12 protein-coding genes are annotated in these 19,756 nt (G+C 44.6%); 9 read left to right on the top strand and 3 right to left on the bottom strand.

Annotation, left to right across the window (positions count from 1 at the left end; translation table 11 throughout):
• Positions 1-238 precede the first annotated feature (238 nt).
• From RIB93_RS25935 to RIB93_RS25905, 7 genes are all read left to right on the top strand, one after another.
• Positions 239-1,156 (top strand): Rpn family recombination-promoting nuclease/putative transposase, encoded by a 918-nt coding sequence (locus RIB93_RS25935; protein ID WP_446377074.1) that lies wholly within the window; start codon positions 239-241, stop codon positions 1,154-1,156.
• 337 nt (positions 1,157-1,493) lie between these two features.
• On the top strand, positions 1,494-7,490 hold the full coding sequence (locus tag RIB93_RS25930) for a hypothetical protein (RefSeq protein ID WP_446377072.1): 5,997 nt from the start codon (positions 1,494-1,496) through the stop codon (positions 7,488-7,490).
• 67 nt (positions 7,491-7,557) lie between these two features.
• On the top strand, positions 7,558-8,133 hold the full coding sequence (locus RIB93_RS25925) for a hypothetical protein (RefSeq protein WP_446377070.1): 576 nt from the start codon (positions 7,558-7,560) through the stop codon (positions 8,131-8,133).
• 65 nt (positions 8,134-8,198) lie between these two features.
• A complete protein-coding gene (locus tag RIB93_RS25920; protein WP_446377068.1) occupies positions 8,199-9,104 on the top strand; it encodes a WD40 repeat domain-containing protein in 906 nt (301 codons plus the stop codon).
• A gap of 46 nt (positions 9,105-9,150) precedes the next feature.
• Complete coding sequence (locus tag RIB93_RS25915) at positions 9,151-9,924, top strand: pentapeptide repeat-containing protein (RefSeq protein WP_446377066.1); 774 nt, start codon at positions 9,151-9,153, stop codon at positions 9,922-9,924.
• A 27-nt stretch (positions 9,925-9,951) separates the two neighbouring features.
• Positions 9,952-11,871 (top strand): WD40 repeat domain-containing protein, encoded by a 1,920-nt coding sequence (locus RIB93_RS25910; protein WP_446377064.1) that lies wholly within the window; start codon positions 9,952-9,954, stop codon positions 11,869-11,871.
• Between the two features lie 146 nt (positions 11,872-12,017).
• Positions 12,018-12,905: a hypothetical protein gene (locus RIB93_RS25905; RefSeq protein ID WP_446377062.1), complete on the top strand. Its 888-nt coding sequence runs from the start codon at positions 12,018-12,020 to the stop codon at positions 12,903-12,905.
• A gap of 97 nt (positions 12,906-13,002) precedes the next feature.
• Here RIB93_RS25905 and polA read toward each other — a convergent pair whose 3' ends face one another.
• Together polA and RIB93_RS25895 are read right to left on the bottom strand one after the other, a co-directional pair.
• Positions 13,003-15,957 carry a DNA polymerase I gene (gene polA / locus RIB93_RS25900; RefSeq protein ID WP_446377060.1) on the bottom strand — a complete coding sequence of 985 codons (2,955 nt, stop codon included), beginning with the start codon at positions 15,955-15,957 and terminating at the stop codon, positions 13,003-13,005.
• A gap of 138 nt (positions 15,958-16,095) precedes the next feature.
• Entirely contained in the window at positions 16,096-16,872 is a 777-nt protein-coding gene (locus tag RIB93_RS25895) for a PEP-CTERM sorting domain-containing protein (protein WP_446377058.1), read from the bottom strand.
• Between the two features lie 570 nt (positions 16,873-17,442).
• Here RIB93_RS25895 and RIB93_RS25890 point away from each other — a divergent pair.
• Positions 17,443-17,628 carry an NblA/ycf18 family protein gene (locus tag RIB93_RS25890; RefSeq protein ID WP_446377056.1) on the top strand — a complete coding sequence of 62 codons (186 nt, stop codon included), beginning with the start codon at positions 17,443-17,445 and terminating at the stop codon, positions 17,626-17,628.
• 579 nt (positions 17,629-18,207) lie between these two features.
• On the top strand, positions 18,208-18,696 hold the full coding sequence (locus tag RIB93_RS25885; protein WP_446377054.1) for a universal stress protein: 489 nt from the start codon (positions 18,208-18,210) through the stop codon (positions 18,694-18,696).
• Positions 18,697-18,719: 23 nt separating this feature from the next.
• Here RIB93_RS25885 and RIB93_RS25880 read toward each other — a convergent pair whose 3' ends face one another.
• Entirely contained in the window at positions 18,720-19,691 is a 972-nt protein-coding gene (locus RIB93_RS25880) for a GAF domain-containing protein (protein ID WP_446377052.1), read from the bottom strand.
• Between the last annotated feature and the right edge of the window lie 65 nt (positions 19,692-19,756).

The following is a 19,756-nucleotide window of genomic DNA, read 5'->3' as shown; positions in this document are numbered from 1 at the left end:
TCTGAGTCGTCGAAACCTTTACCTGGAGTAGGTTTCGAGCATTTTTGACCGACACTGAATTTTGACAGAGTGTTGAAAGCCTTATTCTACGGTTAATCCAGGGTGTATGAGCCTTTGGGCAATTGTGGTGAGAAATCCGGGTTTTAGTATAAGCGATTGTAACGGCTAATTTATACTCAGTTTAAAAGTCAAGTATAATCAAAGTAAATTAGTTTTACAATCAAATTATTTAAAAGCCATGACTCTAAGATTTATTAGCCCCAAGACTGACTTTGCTTTCAAAAAAATATTTGGCTCAAAAGACAGCAAAGATATCCTAATTAGCTTTTTAAATGCCTTAATTTATGAAGCCAACCCCGTGATTCAGGATTTAGAAATCATTGACCCCTATAATCCTAGGGAGGTGGTGGATCTCAAAGACAGCTATCTGGATGTCAAAGCCTTACTGGATAATGGCTCAACCGTCCTAATTGGGATGCAAGTCCTCAACGTAGCCTTCTTCGAGAAGCGGGTTATTTATAACCTGACCAAAACTTATGGAAATCAGCTCAAATATGGTGAAGGATATTCGTACCTGAAACCCGTAATTTCCTTAACAATTACCGATTTTCCTATGTTTGATCAGACACAACGGTATTTGACCCGGTTTAGCTTAAAGGAAAACCAGGAGTTGTTTGATTATCCTGATCCAGAAATCGAGTTGATTTTTGTAGAATTGCCGAAATTTATGAAAACGCTGGATGAACTAGAAAGTTTAACGGATAAATGGATTTATTTTATTAAAGAGGCTCCCAGCTTGGAGGTAATCCCCCCCACATTTAGCCAACTGCCAGAACTCGATAAAGCGATGAATATCGCCAATCAAGCGAATTTGAGTCCAGAAGAAGTGGAAAAATTGCGTAAGCAAGAAATGTTTCTGGAAGACCAACGGGGTTCGATTGTTAAGGCAAAGCAGGAAGCCTTACAAGAAGGTCGTCAACAAGAGCAAATCCGATGGATATTCCGTTTTATGGAGCGACAGTTTGGGTTGATTCCGCCAGAAATAAGTCAGCGAATTCAAAACTTATCGGTTGACCAGTTGGAACATCTAAGCAATGATATTTTTGATTTCAACAATGTAGAAGAGTTATCAAGTTGGTTACAGAAAAATGGATAATTTGGGGCTTGGAGTAACCCCGCATCATATTGATCGATTCCCTTAAATTCATCAAGATCAATTCCCCTGTTAGTTTAATCCCCTGAGTCTGGAATATTAAACGGTCAAACTTTACATTTTGTAGCACTTTCGGATAGCGATCGCTCCGTTTGTAGTGGGCGCTTTAGCGCCGTTCCGTTCGTCGTGAGTCCGTATCCTTTGCTACTCACATCTCCTTCCCCTGCTTCAATCTGGCTTAGGTGAAATTGGTATAAAATAAAGGAATTCCAGAACAGAAGCACTCGCGGTGGGGTGCAGATAAACCGTAGAGAGGGAGAAGGGGATCATGTCTGAGTATATGCACAGCCAACCAAAAGGATCGTCTCAATCTAATTCGACGCCAGTCCCGAATCCGTTACAGCCTAATCGGTTTAACGTTCCGCCCCCAGCCTCACCCCAACCCCAGGAACCCGTAGATATCCAAGCCCAACGGGAAAAAGCGGATCACCTCAAGTCCAATCTGCTGGAAATCCCTGTTAGTACGTCAGACGCCCCACCACCACCAAATCAGTCGCAGACGGGATTGGGAAATACTACCCAACGGCGGCTCAAACCTCTGGTTAATCCCCTGAACCGGCTAAATTCTCAGCCAGGGAATCCCTCTACATCTGAACCAACAGCCGAGGAGTCTGTGGTTCAACGTCAACCGGAAGACGGGGGTCAATTTCCACCCGGATTTGACCCCCATGAAAAAGCCCAAGCCTTGCATGATGCATTTGATGGCTGGGGAACCGATGAACGGAAAGTTCTGGATATTCTCTGGGCGGGGAACCGCGAACTGACTCAGGCAATTGAAGCGGCTTATAATCAACGGTATCATCCGCCACTTGAACAAGCGCTGCATGATGAACTCTCCGGTGATGACTTGCAAAAAGCGTTGCAGCTTTTGGGTCATGGCAAACTGACACTACGGGATAAAATTCGAGAAGCGGTTAAAGGCTGGGGAACAGATGAGGATAAGATATTTAATGCCTTAGATCGCGCCAGTGAAGCGGAACTGAATGAACTGTGGAATGATCCAGAGTTGGTTACCTGGCTACGGAATGAGTTGAGTGGCGAAGATTTAAGTTTAGTCAATGCCTATTTAGAGGGGAATGGGGTACTCGCGGCAAAACTGCGACAAGCGATCGCGGGTTGGGGAACCGATGAAGCGGCGATCTGGCGGGCGATTGAGAGTGCTACTCCCCAAGAGAAGCAGTTTATTTTATCTCAACCCAAGTTACTCAATGACTTGAAAGCCGATTTATCTGAGTCTGACTGGATTCGTTGCGATCGCACGCTTCGGGGTACGCTAACGAATGTAGACCGGATTGAAATGGCGATCGCGGGTTGGGGAACCGATGAAGCGGGATTGAAAGCGGCGCTATCTGGACTCACCGCCCAAGAGTTTAGCCAGCTTCCCGAAACGATTGATCAATTCCTGGGTGTCGAACTATCGGGAAGCGATTTAGTCGAAGCACAGGAAATCCTGCATCAGCAACGACTGAAGTATGACCCAGAGTATCAACAGGCATATTTGAACCAACAAGGTGAAGCATTAGGCGAAGACGCGATCGCAGATGCAGGGAATTCGGTTTTAATTGCCGGTGATGGACAAAGCCAGTCCGCCGTGGGACGACTCAAAGCCGCTTGTGCGGGTTTAGGTACCGATGAAAAACAAATCTGGCAAGTCCTCAATTCCCTGAGTGAGTCGGAACGACAGTTTATTCGAGAACGCAATCCCCAAGGGGTGCTGGATGTACTGCGAAGTGATTTATCTGAAGCGGACTACACTCGCGCCATGGAATTGCTCAGTGGGGGTGCGGGTTCAACCGTCGCCGCGATTAAACAAGCGGTAGAAGGGTTAGGTACCGATGAGCGGTTACTCTATGATGCCATTGACCGCATCCTCAACGAAGGCGTCGCCGCTGACATTTTAGCCGATCAGAACTTATTGCAACAGATTCGCAAAGATATTTCCGCCAAACAATATGACATCTTCTACGACGCCCTGCGGATTGGTCACTTCACGCCCCTGATGCGCCTGCAATGGGCAACCGCGATGGCAGGTACGGACGAGGAATTAGTGTTTGAACTGTGCCGAGAATATGGACAAGAATGGTATAGCCAGGGTCAAATAAAACCTGCGATCGCGGCTATCCTACAACGCGAACTGGATACCCGCGACTATTGGCAAGCCCTAGACTTAATCCGAGGCGAACCCCAAACCGAAGCCGAACGATTAGCCCGGGCGAAGGAACTCCTGGAACGAGAACGAGGGGGAATCAGCACAGGCATAATGGATGCTCTCTCCTCCACTGGGGAAAATGCCGATGATGCGTGGCGAGAATATCAAGCCACCTATAATAATGCCCTAGCCGATGGGGAACTTACGGAAACAGAACAGCAGTTACTGCGCCGGGATGAAGAATTCTCCAAACGGATGACAGCAGAGTATCGAGATGCCAAAGCCACCGTCGCTCAATGGGCGAGTACCATTGCCGTTGCCATTGTCGGTATTGCTGCTACCATTCTCACCGCTGGTGCGGCGGGTCCCTTTGTCGCTGGATTAGCCGCCAGTTTAGGTGGGAATGTTGCCGTTGCGGCTCAAGCCATGGTGCTGGCGGCGGCGTTAAAAGTGGGTTTGAATAAAGCGATTCAGGGTGAGGGATACGACGTAACCAGCACTCAGGCTCTAGTGGATGCCGTTTCTGCCAGTGTTGAGGTAGGTTTAACCATGGTAGGTGGTCATTTGGCAACCCAGTTTATGCAAGGCATGGGCAAGACAGCCCTGGCTCAATCCGTCGCACCCTCCGTGCAAAAAGTTTTTGGTCCAGCCGGCACCCGTATCTTCAACGCCGGTTTAGAAGGTAGCATTGATGCCACGATTGGCGGTATTGGTGAAGGCATTATTCAAGGCATGGCTCAGGATGAAACCTGGGCGGGTGGTGTTGAAGGCTTCTTCAAGAACATGGGAACCTCCGTTGGCGTGAATGCCGTCATGAGTGGAGTTATGGGTGGCATGGCTGGCGCTGGGTTCAAGAGTATTGGTGAAGTCTTTGGTCCTCGGTTAGGGAATCGAGCACCGCAGACACCACCAGCGAACTCAGATGCTCCCCCCTCGAACCTGCCAGATAGTCCCGAACGCACAACACCGACTTCGACAGGCGATTCCGTAGATGGAGAGATTAAGCCACCCGATAGCCAACCTGAGATAGAAAGTCCCAGTAGTACTCACCATGTAGAAACACCAACCCGTTCCGGTGCACAAGCAGATGAGCCAGGAGTCGTCGCTCAACAAACAACGCCAGGTGGACATACCCTCAAAGCCTTAGACGATGGGAATGTTGTCCTTTGCTCGGACTGCGAACTGATTGAGGTTCGCTATCAGACGCTCTTTGACAATAAAGACAACTATGATGCTAAATTACAAGGCGATTTAGATCTATTGGAAGCTGATCTCACAGAAATTAGACAGCTTCAGACGCGCAAGCAGACCCATCTAGATCTTAGTGACACTGAGGTACAACAACTCGATTTAGAAATTAAGCAAAAGCTAGCACGGGTTAAGGACGATCTCAATGACTTAGAAACCCAGCGATACAACGAGCTGAATAAAATTGAGAAAGAGCAACTGACTACTCAAGAAGAGCAAGAGTTAGTCGCCATTCAACAGCAACGTATCCAATCGCTAGATACTGAAGCAAATCTTAATCTGACGCCGGAACAAATTAATCACTTGGCTGGAAAATCGCCTGGGCAACCTCTCACTAAGGAACAACTCCAAAAACTGATGAGTCATGCTCAGCTCGATTGGAAGCAGGTCAAAGCCAACTACCTCAAGTATCCCAACTTAATGAAGCAAGTTGTGGACTACCGCACCAGCGAGGTACAAACAATAATTAATAAAATCAAGCAAGATTTAATTGAGGTAGAAGCTGTATTTCAGGATAAGTCTCGCATCAGCCAAATTGCTGCAGGCAGTACAGATCTCACCTCTGACTATGATATCGTGTTCTATAGTCCGAATAAAATTAAGGCAATTGAAGCGGTAGAACGGTTCAATGAAGAATTTAGAGAAAAGTTTGGCAGAGAATCCGGCTTTGTCTTCGATACTAATGTCTACACTCCCGGATTCTTACCCGATGCCGCTTATACGAAAGAAGCCGCGATCGTCGGCAAATTAAATCAGTTACAGGATGCCTGGAACAAAAAAATCAACAAAGAGGCAAAACTAGAAGAAATCGAAAAATCGCTTAAGTCTTTAGACGAGTCAGAATTATCCGGGCGCGGCGCGGCGGATATGGAAACAAACCGAACAGAACGACAAACGAAAAAAGAGCAACTTGAAGATGAGATAGCAGAGTTAGTTGAGGAAATTACCACCCTGAAACAAGAAACAAGATCATTGTGTAGAGAAGCTGGTAAAAAGCCGGGTTCGCTCAACACACCAAAGCAAGTTAGTGATAAATTAGACCAAATGACCGCGAAGCTGGATCAACAATATACGTTTGAAGCCCAGCGAAATGCACCAGCGGATCTAGAAACTGAAGCCAAGCTTGTTGCCGATCAAGATGTCATGGCTTTGACGCAGCAACGGCGGAATATGACGGATGAAGAATGGAAAGGATTTCAAAAAGATACACTTAATGGTTTGGACAGTGATCCGGAGGTTCAAGCCCAAACAACCGCTCGTTTCAAAGCGGCTGAGCAGGTTTACACTCAAGCCAGAAATGATCTAGATGCTGAAATTATCTTTCAAAATAAGGCGAAAAAACCTAATCATTCAGATCCAGCCCAAAGAAAAGTTTATCCTGAAGAGAACGTTGAAGCCATTAAGCTCCAGAACCCAAATGCAGAAATGGAAGCGAGTAATATTCTCTATGTCAAACGACTAGCAGAAGTTAAACGTATTTTGGCAGAACTTGAACCACTGAGAGAAAAAAGGCTAACCAAACAATTGAATAAGACAGAGAAAGCACGGCTCAATGAATTAACGATTGCGTGGAATAAGAAGCAAAGTGAGGCACTAATTTTTGCTAACGAAATTTACTATACCAGTGGTGCGGCTCAGCATGTGGTGGGTAATCAGCAGATGTTTTTAGGTCAAAAACTGACCCCTGAGGAGTACTTAAATGCCTTCAACGAACAAATCAGTTATGCACTCCAACACATTACACCGGAAGAAGGCTTGGGTGATGCTTTATGGACAAGTGGGAAATATACTGACCGGGCTGCCCGTGCGATTGATCAGTTAACCAAACTTGAGGGACTTCTCAAGGGTTCTCCAATTCCTCTTGATCAAAAACTTCAAGATAAGGTTAAAAAACTGGGGGAAATGGCAGAAACAATGGTAGATCTTAAGAAAGACAGAGGAAAGTATAAAAATAAAAATTTGTCTCCTGAACAGAAAGCAAAAGAAGCTCTAGAAATTGCTGAAAAATATCAAGGTGAATATAGATTTCAACTGGATAGCATCAATGGATTGCGCCAAGAACTGATTACCTTAAGCTTTCAAGTCAATCAGCAAGTCCGCAAACAAGGCTTAAGTTACAAAGGACAAAACTCCTTTAATCCAGTAACTAGCGGGCAATCAAACGCTGTAACTTCTGCTCAAACCGCTAGTGGTAGTCAAGCAAATCTTCCACATTCTCCTAACCACTCCAACACTCATCCAGCGAATCAAACTGTTGAATCTCCCAAAGATGTAGTCCCTGAATCATCTGCAAAAGTTGCTTATGCTGATATCAAAGAAAGACCTATCCTTGATGATCCCTATGCTCGAATTCGAGAATCCTCTCATGATATAGATGTTATTGCCAACTTAACGGGCTTGCCTAAAGAAGATGTGGCTTTAGCTAAAGAACACTTCATGGTAGACACACACGTCCTAGTAGATGATACCACTGGAGAACTTTACCGAGGAAGGTTCACTCCCGATCAACTCGATGTAATAGTCTGGGGGAAAGTCGTTGATGGTCAAGACCTTTCGCAGCTTGAGGTCAAGCACCTGCGTGACCTAATCCTCCATGAGAATGCAGAGGGACGCTACTTAAGGGCGGCTAAAAAAGAACTGGAGAAAGCTTTTAATGAAGGAAAACTTGAGGATATGCTTCGGAGCTTTTTAGCGGAGGAGAAGGGGATGAGTCCAGCCAAAATAAACCTGTTCCTAGAGAATGAACCTCACCCTATGACTCCCTATCGCTATGCCCATTGGAGAGCGCATTTTGGCGGAGGTCCTAATCCAAAGGTTTCAACGGATCTCGTCGATCAATTAATTCAAGAGAAATTGATAAACTATGAAGACTTGCTGTAACTTAGTGAGAAAGTCGGAGAATAACATCACTGGCTAATCGTTTCCTAAGGGGTAAAGAAATCTAATTATGTCTCCTACGGCTATCAGGCAACTTTTAGAGCAAGAGCGGTTTGTTGAAGTTCTCTATTTTGGTGCGCTTCAACTTGTGTCCTGTCCTACAGCAGAACTGCATCTCGACCTGGGTTTAGCATGCTGCGCTGCGATCAAACCAATTGCTCAACTTGAACGAGATTTAGCATCCGAAGATGAGACTAATCAATCGTATTTAGGACGATTAACCGTTGGTCGTGGTACAAGGCTAGTCAATGAGGGACTGCACCATTTGCTTCAAGCCACTCGTCTAGACCCCCAAATCCGATTTCCGCCCTCATTGGAGGCAATTACAATCAAGGTTTTGCGGGATCTGGAAGATTATTTAGGGCAAGAATTCAAGGGGTTTTCCGCTTCTGAACTGGATTACTCTCTGCGTTCAGCCGGATTGGCAGCTTTAGTATTACTGACTCGCTTACAAGGACTCGCTCCCGAACCATCAGGGGTATCATCAGATTTTAGGATTCAAGCCGCCGATGAAATTTTAGCAAAGGTATCTTCATCCTCACTCAAACAAGCCAGTTTCTACAACCTAAGTATAGATAATGCTTAAAAGTCAGGTTAACTCAGCAGACTGAATCAGCCTGTCCATCAATTCTTAGTTAAGGATGAATCGTTATGGAAGAAATAACTAAATGTGAAATCATTTCTACTCTCAGGGGTCATTCCGATTTTTTATACTGTCTTGCTATCAGCCCGGATGGACAAACATTATTCAGTGCCAGTCGAGATAAAACTATCAAAGTTTGGCATCTACAGAGTGGTGAAGAATTACGTACTCTTAGGGGCCACGAAAGCTTGGTTTTTGATTTAGTTATCAGCTCAAATGGTCAAATGTTAGTGAGTGGTAGTAGTGATGAAACGATAAAAGTATGGGACGTGCATAGGGGTGAAGAAATTATCACGATTAGAGGACATAAAGGACGAGTTAATGCTCTGGCTCTCAGTCCCGATGGACAGACTTTAGTGAGTACCAGTATGGATAAGACCATTAAGATTTGGCATCTCAAAACGGGTCAAGAGATTCGCACCTTCAGCCATAACTCTAGCTATGTTCATGATCTTACCATCAGTCCCGATGGACAGACGTTAGTCAGTGGAGGCAAAGCCAAAACCATCAAAATTTGGAATTTGCTCACGGGTCAAGAAATTCGTACTCTCATCGGTCATACTAACGATATTGATTCTGTTGCGATTAGTCCCGATGGACAAACTCTAGCCAGTGGCGGTTGGGACGAAACCATTAAATTGTGGCATCTCGCCAGTGGTCAAGAAATTCGTACCATACCTTGTGGATTTTTAGGGACAGTTCACTGTGCTACGTTTAGCCCAGATGGACAAACAATCGCTAGTGGTCATAAAGATGGAACGATTCGATTTTGGCAGGTAAAGACAGGTACACAGTTATTTGAGTTAGGGGAGCATTCTGATGGTGTTAATTGCGTGGTGTTCAGTCCTGATGGCAAAAGGTTAGCAAGTTGTGCATTATGGGATAAGACGATCAAGATATGGAAATTGCAATAAACTTTAGATTAGCCAACTATACGTGAGTAACAAGAGGTATTATCCCATGGTCAATCCCAATCATTTGGCACATCTTAAACAAGGCGCTGTGGCTTGGAATCAGTGGCGACAAGAAAATCATCCAGACATCTTGGGGGATTTTTCTAGGGCTGATTTGAGCAACATGGATTTGAGTGGGGTAAATCTGAGTAAGGCGAAATTGAATGATGCCAATCTCAGTGGCGCTAACCTCCGTGGAGCTAACCTGAATCAGGCTAAATTGTGGAGAGTTAACCTGCGAGAGGCTAACCTCACAGGTGCTACGTTGAGTGAGGCTTACCTTAATGATGTTGACCTGAGTGGTTTAAATTTGAGTGGAATTGATTTCAGCGAGGCATGGCTAGAAAAGGTGAATCTCCGTGGTGCAGATTTGTCTAATGCAAATTTGACCAATGCAACCCTGAATGGCGCTAATCTAGAAAATGCTAATTTAGACGGCGCTAATTTGTTTGGCATAAATCTCTACCAAGCTAATCTGCCAGGTGTCAATTTAGGGGGGCTAAATTTAGAAGAAGCGGATCTGAGTGAAGCTAACCTACAAGGTGTAACCTTAGAAGGAGCTAACCTAGAATATACCGCTATTGTAGAAACAAACCTACAAGGCGCTAACCTGAAGGGAGCCAACCTGAAAACGGCGAACCTAACTGATACTAACCTGGAAGATGCTAATCTTGAAGGCGCTAATCTTGAAGATGCTGTTTTATTTGGGGCGTTGCTCACTAATGCGAATCTCAATAACGCTAATTTGGAAGGCGTTGATTGGACGGGAGAGAGTATTTGACATTTTTAGGTTCTGATACTAGACAAAATGGTAGAAAACTACTCATTCCAATGTTTGCACACGTTGCAACAATATGCGGGGCAATCGGTTGTAATCTGTCCTGACGAACAACATTTTATAAGTGGCGGCGAAGATTATACGATTAAAATTGGGAATTTATTGACTAAGCAGGATATTAGCTACCTGAGAGGACATCAAGCACGAGTCACTTGTCTGGCGCTGAGTCCAGATGCGAAAACTCTAATTAGTGCTGACGATAGTCCTGATTATGTTATTAAAGTCTGGGACTTACAACTGAAACAGGAACGAATCACCCTTGAGCGTTTTCACACCAATCGAATTTCTTCCTTGGTGATTAGTCCAGACGGGACAACTCTTTTTAGTAGTGGTTGCGATCGCGAGGTGGGAATGTGGGATTTAACCACGGGTGAGCTAGTCCATACCTTTTGGCAAGATGACCGTGGTGTTTATTCCCTGGCAATTAGCCCAGATGGGAAATGTTTGGTCTGTGGCAATGGCAAGGGATATATTGATGTCTGGGATTTGACGACAAAACAAAAAGTAAAGTCTTTTCAAGGACATACTGAAGATATTCAGGCGTTGGCAATGAGTCCAGATGGGCAGATGCTAATTAGTGGTAGTGGTGAGTTTGAAGGTCGAGACTTTACTATCAAAGCCTGGGCGATGAAAACTGGGCAAGAACTTTATACCTGTCAGGGACATAGCAATGTGATCAAATCCCTGGCAATTAGTGCTGATGGACGGTACTTTGTCAGTGGGAGTGATGATACAACGATTAAGGTGTGGGATGTGCCAACCGGAGAATTAATCCGTACCCTGAGAGGACATCGCCATTATGTTAACGCTGTGGCGATTAGTCGCGATCGCGAAACCTTAATCAGCGCCAGTAACGATAAAACCCTGAGACAGTGGAATTTAGCCACAGGAGAACTTCTCCATACCTACGGCGGACATTCCAGCTATGTGAATTGTCTGGCGATGCATCCTCACGGTAACGTCTTTGCCAGTGGGAGTCACGACAATAGCATCAGAGTTTGGGATCTGCCCACGGGGAATGAACGAGTGATCCTGGCGGGGCAATCGCACTCAGGACTAACCGCGATTATTACCTCAAACGACGAGATTGTTGACATTATTCCGGCAGAAAATCCCCGCAGAAAAACTACAGGACATTCGGATTGGATTGAATGCCTAACATTTAGTCCAGATGGGCAAATTCTGGTTAGTGGGAGTGCCGATCACAGAATTAATTTGTGGAATTGGCAAACAGGCGCACTCCTGCACACACTTAAAGGTCATTCCGATAGAGTGCTAGCGGTTGCCGTAAGTCCAGATGGACAAACATTGGTGAGTGGTGCTAATGACAAAACGCTGAAACTGTGGAATTTGTCAACCGGAAAACTGATGCAGACGATTCCAGCATCAGCCCCCGTTCATAGCGTTGTGATTACTCCGTTGATTTCAAGGTTAAACCGTTCACTCCTGATTGCTGGTGTTGGTCAAACTATTCATATTTGGGATTGGGAAGCCAAGAATCAGCTTCAGACGTTGGTGGGACATGGTTTTGATGTAATAGCTTTGGCACTCACCGCTGAGAATCAAAGGTTAATTAGTGGTGCTATAGACGGCATCAAACTATGGGATTTGTGCCAAGGGGAGCAAATTTATACGATTAAAAAAAATGCCCATCAACTTGAATCAATGGCTATTCCTCCTGGGGGACAACCTCTGGTTAGCAGTCATGATGAAGAAGAAAAGACGATCAAGTTATGGAATTTGAAAGCCAGACAACCCCTTCAGACTCTGACTGGACATTCAAGTTTGATTACAAGTTGGATTAGAGGTGTCGCGATTACTCCGGATGGGAAAACGATTATCAGTGGCAGTTGGGATAAAACCATTAAAATTTGGGGCATAATTCAGTAGTTTTTCAGTCACGTAACCCAAAAAGTTTTAAAGGATACTGAAATCTAACTTTAACTCCAATTTAGTAAAGTATACTCATTACCCTTCTACTCTTGTAACCTTTTGCCCCCTTTCCCCTATACAAGAACGATACTACTGAACTTGATATGAGCTTGGATTATAACCCCCTCTTCCAAGGTGCTGCCCGTCTTGGACTTCTACTGGGCGCGATCGATTTACCCTGGAACCGCGTCACCCCCTACGTGGAAGCCTTTGCCAGCGAACTCAATGCTTACCAGGAACTATCTCTAGACAGCACCGCTACGACAGTCGGCTTAATGACCCGTGGAAGTGGCAAAGATTTCGCCTTTCGCATCGCTCGTTATCTGGAAAACCACGGCATTGATGAGTCAAGACTGCGACGTTTCTTAGTTCGAGCTAAATTCTTAGAGTACCAAAATCTTTTCTTTAAAGTCGAGATAAATTCAGCAGAACTTTTCGAGTTTTCCTACTATTTTCGTCAGCGTATTTCATTAGAGGTTGTTGGCGCTTGGTTACGGGATACGGGTGTTGATACTGAAGGACTTGCCTACGTTTATGCTTGTGCGAAAGAACTGCAAAAGCAAACGGTTCATTTCTTAGCAACGGCTGAACGTCCTCAAGGTGAAAGTCTGGAGAAAGTTTATTTTAGTCAACCCCAAGATTTAGAGGTTTGGGATAGAGCTAAAAATGCCAGTTACCTGGCTGGTTTAACCGAAAACTGTTGGCAACCCCTTGTCCCTTTCCAGACTAGGCTGAGAAATCAACCTCTCTTTTTGTCGTTGGCATTTTCGGGTGGACAATTTTGTCCTGGAATTAAACTGGATATTCAAGGAGTGACTCCCGATATCGTCGAGACGTTGATGCAGCAGGCGGGATGTTCCCCGGAGGTATGTAAGGGAACGCAACTGTTGCTCAACCTGTTTGAGAAGCAACAGTTTGACTATTTAGGAGTTCATCTCAACCCAAATACTTCTTTTGACACCAAAGTTTACGTTTATCACAGTTGTGATTAGTGATTGAGGAAGAAATAATTTGCCTATTTGATCTCAAAATTATTGGGGTATGACACTTTGAGGGCGGAATGTGGACTCGAAATCCGTGAAATCAGTGTTATTTCGCCTCCATCCAATTTTTACCCTCACTCACATCCACGACTAACGGGACAGCTAACTCAACGGCTGACTCCATTGTCTCTGGTATTTTTGCTTGCAATTCCTCCCATTCATGCGGCGGAACTTCAAAGACTAATTCATCATGGACTTGCAACAATAATCGCGCCTGGTAATTCTGTAACACCTGATGCATTTTGACCATGGCAATTTTGATAATATCCGCACTAGAACCTTGAATCGGAGCATTAGCAGCCGCTCGGAGTAACCCCGCGTCATATTGACCGATTCCCTTAAATTCATCCAGATTAATCTCTTTCGGATTTTTACCTTTAGCATCGCGCAATCGGTTACTATTAAATTCAAAGTAACGGCGACGTCCTAAAATCGTCTCCACATAACCCTTGGCGATCGCGTCCCGTTTCTTCTGCTCCAAATACCCAAAAACCTGGGCATAGCGCTGCTTCAATCGGTCAATAAATTCCTTTCCTTCTGCCACAGATACCCCCGCTTCCCTAGCAAATCGCTGAGGTCCCATACCGTAGATCACGCCAAAGTTAATTGTTTTTCCCAATCGTCGTTCGTCTGGCGTTACGGTTTCTTTTTCAAACAATAATTTAGCCGTTACTGCGTGAATATCCTGATTATTCCGGTAGGTTTCCACCAGTACGGGTTCTTGACTCAGATGTGCTAAAATACGTAACTCAATTTGGGAATAGTCTGCGGATACTAATAACCAACCGGGTTCAGGTAAAAATGCTTTGCGAATTTGGCGACTAAACGCCGTCCGAATCGGAATATTCTGTAAATTAGGATTCGATGAGGATAGACGCCCCGTGCTGGTTATGGTTTGATTAAAATCAGTATGTATGCGTTGGGTATCTTTATGAACCAGTTTCGGCAAAGCATCAACATAAGTGGATTTTAACTTAGAGAGGGTGCGGTGTTCGAGAATGGTATCAATAACCGGATGATCCCCTTGTAGCTTTTCCAATGTGGCATGATCCGTTGAGTACCCTGTTTTCATTTTGCGCGACTTGCGGCGGTCGAGATTCAGTTTTTCAAACAGTAATTCACTTAACTGTTTTGGAGATCCTAAATTAAATTCTTCTCCAGCTTGCTTGTAAGCGTTCTGTTCAATGTCTGCGAGTTTCTTTTCTAGAGATTCCGATAGTTCTTTGAGATAAGCCGTATCAATACGAATTCCCTGATATTCCATCTGGGCTAACACAGGTTCTAGCGGTTGCTCAACCTCAAGCAACAGCTTCTCTAGCGCCGGAATTGCTTTCAGTTCTTCCCTGAGTTTAGAAACCAGCTTAAACGTGGCATAGACTTGCATCCCGCAGTATTCTGCCACTGTTTTGCTACTCAATTCAGCAATGGTTTTTCCTTTGGGAATCTTTAAGTCTTTGTAGCTTTTTAGCTGAATTTGGGGGAAGTAGCGCTCCGTTAAGCTATTGAGGTTATGACTATTATCTGGATTGAGGACATAACTGGCTAGCATCGTATCCATGACTACCCCAGCTAGTTTAATCCCCTGAGTCCGTAAAACCAGACGGTCAAACTTTACATTTTGTAGCACTTTGGGATAGCGATCGCGCTCTAAAATAGGACGGAGTGCTTCGAGAACGGTCTGTTGGTCTAAATTCTGACCCTGGTTATGTGCGATCGGGATATAAGCAACATCTGTTGCTTCAAGTCCCCAACAGCAACCAATACCCACCAGTTCGGCGTTCCGTGGCTTCAAATCAGTGGTTTCTGTATCCCAAGCCACTGGAGTTTCTATGTTCGTGCAGTTTTCCAGAATATCGACCAGTTGGTCTAAATTATCTTTTGTATCAATAATTCTAGGTTGAATTGGACAACTGGCTGCCGCTTGTTTCTGATAGTCTTCTGTTTCATCGGCTGTCCAGAAAGATAGATCAGGACTACTGTCTTCAACCGAGGGTTCTGATTCTGTTCCTGCATCTTCCACCACGTTTCCACCAAAACGCTGCTGAATTTCGTCAATTTTCTTTAAGAAAAACTCGAATTCCAGTTTTTGCAAGAAAGGCTTAAGCACAGAGGTATCAAACCCTTCTAACTTACCCGCCTTTAATTCCACATCCACAGGTGCATCAAATGCCAATTGCGCTAAGTACTTAGAATGTTCAGCGTCTTGCTTTCCGGTTTCCAGTTTCGTTTTTACCGCACCTTTAATCTGATCGAGAGATGCATAAATCCCTTCTAGGGAACCAAAATCATTCAGTAACTTAACCGCCGTTTTTTCGCCAATTCCCCTCACTCCGGGAATATTATCGGATTTATCGCCACAAAGGGCTTTGTAATCCACCACCTGTTCGGGTGTAATACCCAGTTTATTTTTTACCCCTTGGGTGCTATATTCTTCCAGTCCAGTGGAACTGCCGCTTTTTAATGCCTTATGGCTGAGATAGAGAACTGTAATTGACTTTTGCGGATCGATGAGTTGAAATAGGTCGCGATCGCCGGTTAAAATTTTTACCTGATACCCTTCATCCGTCGCCCGATGTGCCAAGGTTGCTAAAACATCATCAGCTTCGTACCGTGGAACCGCCAATACCGGTAAATTCAACGCCCTCAGCAATTCTTTGAGATTCTGCAAATCTGGGATAAAGTCTTGGGGGGTTTCCGGTCTATCGGCTTTATAGGTATCATCCGCTTCATGACGAAATGTGGGCAATTCTAGGTCAAACGCCACCGCCATCGCCTGAGGTTGCTGGGAACTGATCACCTCTAGTAAGGATTTGAGAAAGCCAAAACACACACTGGTGGGTATCCCAGTCTTTGTTCGCAGTCCCCCATCTCGTCCTTTGGCAAAGGCGTAATAGGAACGGAACGCCAGAGAATGACCGTCAACCAGAATAAATAGTGGTTTTTCTGCTGTTGTTGAATCGGTAGAGGGAGAGGAGTTAGGCACAGGCATTGATTGAGACATAGCCTTATTTTAGCGAGTTACGTCTGCCTGTCAGGATGTGGTGTTGTTGAGAAACCATCAAACAAAAAGCAGTTGGCATTTCCATCCAACTACTTTCACGAGCTCAATTATTGAGTTTTTGACTCAAACAGCTAGCAATTACCGCTTAACAGCTTTGCGGCGACGGCTGATGAAGCCTAGCGCACCTACACCCAACAACGCTCCCACGGTACCCGGTTCAGGTACTGACTCATGTGTAACCTTAACCACCCAGTCTTGGTAGTCATAGTAGTAGTTGGTAGAATCCTTCTTGAACATTCCATCTTCCATACCAAGGAAGTAAGCACCTTCTTCTGCTACAGTCAAGAATTTGTCAGGGTTATTGGCAACATAATCTGGAGTCAGAGGATTGGGATATGACTGATCTGTTGCTGTATTGAACGTGTAACTATCTTTCTGAGCAACCCCAAAGCCAGAGAAGTTACTGGCTCCACCACCAAAGCCACGGTCTAATAATCCTAGCTGATATGTCACACCTTCTTCAAAGGTATATTGAACAGTACATTCCTCACCGATACTGATACCACAGGTTCCTAACCAATCATTGTCGTTACCGGAGCCAGGGTTGTATCGACCTAAGTCTTCTGTAAACAGCGAAGTGAATACTTCCCCAGACATAAAACCGAAGTCTGAGTAAGTCGCACCTCTAGAACCTAGCCCTTGTGGAACCACAACGCTAAATTCGTAAGTTTTACCATTCCCCTCAAATGTTCCTGTAGCGTGGGGAATAGGCATTGGACCGATACCCTTCATAAACGGGCTATTATCAATGACATCAACACCTAGAGTAATAGCGGCTGCAGGAGCAGCAAAACTTGCTAGTGTGGTAGCTGTGGCGGCAACAATACTTAATGTAGAAATAATTGGTAGTTTCATAATGGTAAGTCCTTCCCTTTAGCGGGTTATATTTGACCAGAGAAAAATCAGGATTAAGTTAATTAGTTTTCACTTCTGAAAGCCGATTTGCTTTTTCTCTCATAACTCTATATTAGAACACAACAAACTTTTGTCTAGAGATATTCCCCTTAAATGGGCATTTTTTATCAACTCTTTATCAATTTACTCATTTATATAAAGTTTTTGTGAAGCCAGACATCAATAAGTATAAATTCACAACGAGTCATAACTGTCTATCGCTGTTGCCTGTCAAATTAGATACATTCCCAGAAAAAAGGATGATGGACGACATGTTCACCTTGAGCAGTTTGCTTTGGTAACAAGCTGATACAACTTCCTCAATCCAAGAGCAGAAACTTTTCCGAAGGGTTCTCCATCTTGGACTTCCACAGGATTCGTCATTTGGAGGTATAGGCAATTTGTCAAATAATTGTTACAATTTTTAATATAGCTTGGGAACGGTTGACCCGTTCACAGAACATAGCCTTCGCCAAATGCAGGCTTGTGTCATCTGAATGTCCATTTTTTCTAACATTCAAGGAGATAACCATGTCCCAACCCATGCAACTTTCCCTCGAACAACAATTTAATATCCGCTCGTTTGAAACCCAGGTGCAGCAAATGAGCCGTGAGCAAGCTCAAGACTTTCTGGTTAAGCTCTACGAGCAAATGCTCATGCGTGAAAATATGTACAAGGAGTTTCTCAAACATGAATGGGGTCTAGAACCCAGTTAAAAGTACGAGCAGTGGTCCCTATGTAGTGGGCGACCTCCGTCTCTTGCTCGGTTCCTACGGCGGAAAGGAGCTGGGGATGCTGGGGCGTCAACTCTTATACAGCTGCAGTGAAAACACAATAAGTCATACAAAGTCATACACTAGAGAGCCAGTCCTGTTAAGGAATTTGACGAATTAACAGTTAGGCGGGTTAAGGACTATCGAAGAGTGTCCTGCTTCCTGGGATTTCTACAGGTGTACTACCAACCTCGGATTATTGGATGGGTTGCTAGAATACTTCACTCTCTGAAACCCAAAACGCCACACGAGTCAGAGGGGAGTGCAGCGAAGAGGCTAAAACGACTAGCTCAACCAAGATTCAGTAAAATTAAGCAAGAATGCTCTTGTTCTGATCTAAGAGTCATCAGAAGATCCTCTGTTTCCGTGACGGGAGTCTCCAGTAGGATTGGATGGCAAACTGATGTAGAGTTTGGATAGTTCAGACAAAGGGGCGTCCAATAATAACGTCGTCGATTTTCCTGGTGTTTTCGCAGAAAAAAAGCACACATTTACTATGCGAGGAACTATACCACTCCCCTGTTGATCCTGCGTCCCCAACTGGTTTCGACTTATACCTGTGAAGAACTCGACCTGCGCTGTCAACATTTATTCCGTTATTTTCTGATTCCTTATAACGGCGGTAAGGCGTCAGAGGATCTGTTGCAAAAGGTGAAAGCTTATGCTCAAAAGCGCCCGGATCACTCACTCTCTGAGTGCTTGTTAATGTGGGTGATTGAAGAAGTGGGACGTAAACCTGTTTCCAAGGAACAACAAGTCCAAGTCGCACAGGAAAAGCTGAAGCAGATTAAAGCTGACTTAGAAGCGCTGGGTTTGCAAGTTAAGACAGAAGTCCGAGTCGGTAATCCTTATCTGGAAGTTTTAGATGCGGCGACAGTGTTTGACATCCGCGCGATCGCGGTTTCCTCTGAAACAATCGGCCGTATTATTGAATTGCCTATCCGTAGCTTTGCTGGGGAATTAATGCGGCGTAGTTGGCATCCCGTTCTCTTCTTTCCACCACCGAGTTAAATTTATTGGTCAGGGAACTTCTGCTATACTAACTTGGCAAAGCCCTGCCGTAGCTGTTGCTCTCGCTGCCTGAGTTCAGCAATCAACTCATTTTCTCCCAAGACAACACCACCTCTGGTAATTTGTTGCTTCGCTTGAAGTTTGTGCGCCAGTTGATGGCAGAGCTGACATTTGCCTAAAATACCCATAATTGATGGAGAAAATTTCGCAAAAACGAATTCATCTTCTGAAGTAAACCCCTTTTTGTCAATTCGCTGCGATAAGTCTCCGTGAGGGTTTAAATGAGGTTTGAGCTTGTTGATAAATTGGGCAACAGCAACAACCTCTTTTTGGCGATTCAACAGGGGCCACGCCAGGATGGTATAAGTGCGGTACCCTGTTTTTTGATCCGTTTTCTTCGCTTGTTCTGAACGGGGGTCGTCGTAGACATCAAAGGGAATATTGATCATGTTGGACGAGTGGGCAGCTAAACCAACAATTCCCTTGTTCATGGGGATATCAATGATTAAAGACCCCCCTTTTCCATCCTCAGCGATTAAAGAACCCACTTCCTTCTTGTGCTGATCGATCAAAAAGATGCTGGCGCGATCAGCACTCAGCAAGTCTCCAGCTTTACGAGTGATACGACCTAACATTTCACAAAGAGTGCGTACCAAATCCTGTAACGCTTTATCTACCGTATCTTTTTCGACGGAAAAATAGGAGTTAATTTGATTCTCACCCGAATTAAAGGCTACAGAAGATACAGAGGTGAGCGATGATTCTTGTCCCTCCAAGCCAGCCACTTCTCGCCAATCCAGTCCTAATAGCTGACAAATTTGCAGAAAGTTCAGCCGATTAACTGGCTGACCTTTGAGAAAAAGATTATTAATTACAATAGGTAGCGATCGACCTAGCTGTTCAGCTAGCTCTTGCTCTTGTCCGTTACTCTTATATCTCCAAGCTTGTTCGACAGCTTGGATATATTTAGGATGCACACTCAATGTTTTTGACATCGACATCATACAGGAGTAGCGGAATTCTACTTTAAGGATACAATAACTTTCCCGGAGCTAGCATC

It is taken from the genome of Coleofasciculus sp. D1-CHI-01 (genome assembly GCF_040218875.1).
Taxonomy (GTDB): Bacteria; Cyanobacteriota; Cyanobacteriia; order Cyanobacteriales; family Coleofasciculaceae; genus Coleofasciculus.
This window is presented reverse-complemented; position numbering and strand designations above follow the sequence as displayed.

What these genes read in the sequence shown, in the direction of transcription:
- RIB93_RS25935 (WP_446377074.1), top strand. Translation starts at nt 239, where the DNA reads ATGACTCTAAGATTTATTAGCCCCAAGACTGACTTTGCTTTCAAAAAA.
- RIB93_RS25930 (WP_446377072.1), top strand. Translation starts at nt 1,494, where the DNA reads ATGCACAGCCAACCAAAAGGATCGTCTCAATCTAATTCGACGCCAGTC.
- RIB93_RS25925 (WP_446377070.1), top strand. Translation starts at nt 7,558, where the DNA reads ATGTCTCCTACGGCTATCAGGCAACTTTTAGAGCAAGAGCGGTTTGTT.
- RIB93_RS25920 (WP_446377068.1), top strand. Translation starts at nt 8,199, where the DNA reads ATGGAAGAAATAACTAAATGTGAAATCATTTCTACTCTCAGGGGTCAT.
- RIB93_RS25915 (WP_446377066.1), top strand. Translation starts at nt 9,151, where the DNA reads ATGGTCAATCCCAATCATTTGGCACATCTTAAACAAGGCGCTGTGGCT.
- RIB93_RS25910 (WP_446377064.1), top strand. Translation starts at nt 9,952, where the DNA reads ATGGTAGAAAACTACTCATTCCAATGTTTGCACACGTTGCAACAATAT.
- RIB93_RS25905 (WP_446377062.1), top strand. Translation starts at nt 12,018, where the DNA reads ATGAGCTTGGATTATAACCCCCTCTTCCAAGGTGCTGCCCGTCTTGGA.
- polA (WP_446377060.1), bottom strand. Translation starts at nt 15,957, where the DNA reads ATGTCTCAATCAATGCCTGTGCCTAACTCCTCTCCCTCTACCGATTCA.
- RIB93_RS25895 (WP_446377058.1), bottom strand. Translation starts at nt 16,872, where the DNA reads ATGAAACTACCAATTATTTCTACATTAAGTATTGTTGCCGCCACAGCT.
- RIB93_RS25890 (WP_446377056.1), top strand. Translation starts at nt 17,443, where the DNA reads ATGTCCCAACCCATGCAACTTTCCCTCGAACAACAATTTAATATCCGC.
- RIB93_RS25880 (WP_446377052.1), bottom strand. Translation starts at nt 19,691, where the DNA reads ATGTCAAAAACATTGAGTGTGCATCCTAAATATATCCAAGCTGTCGAA.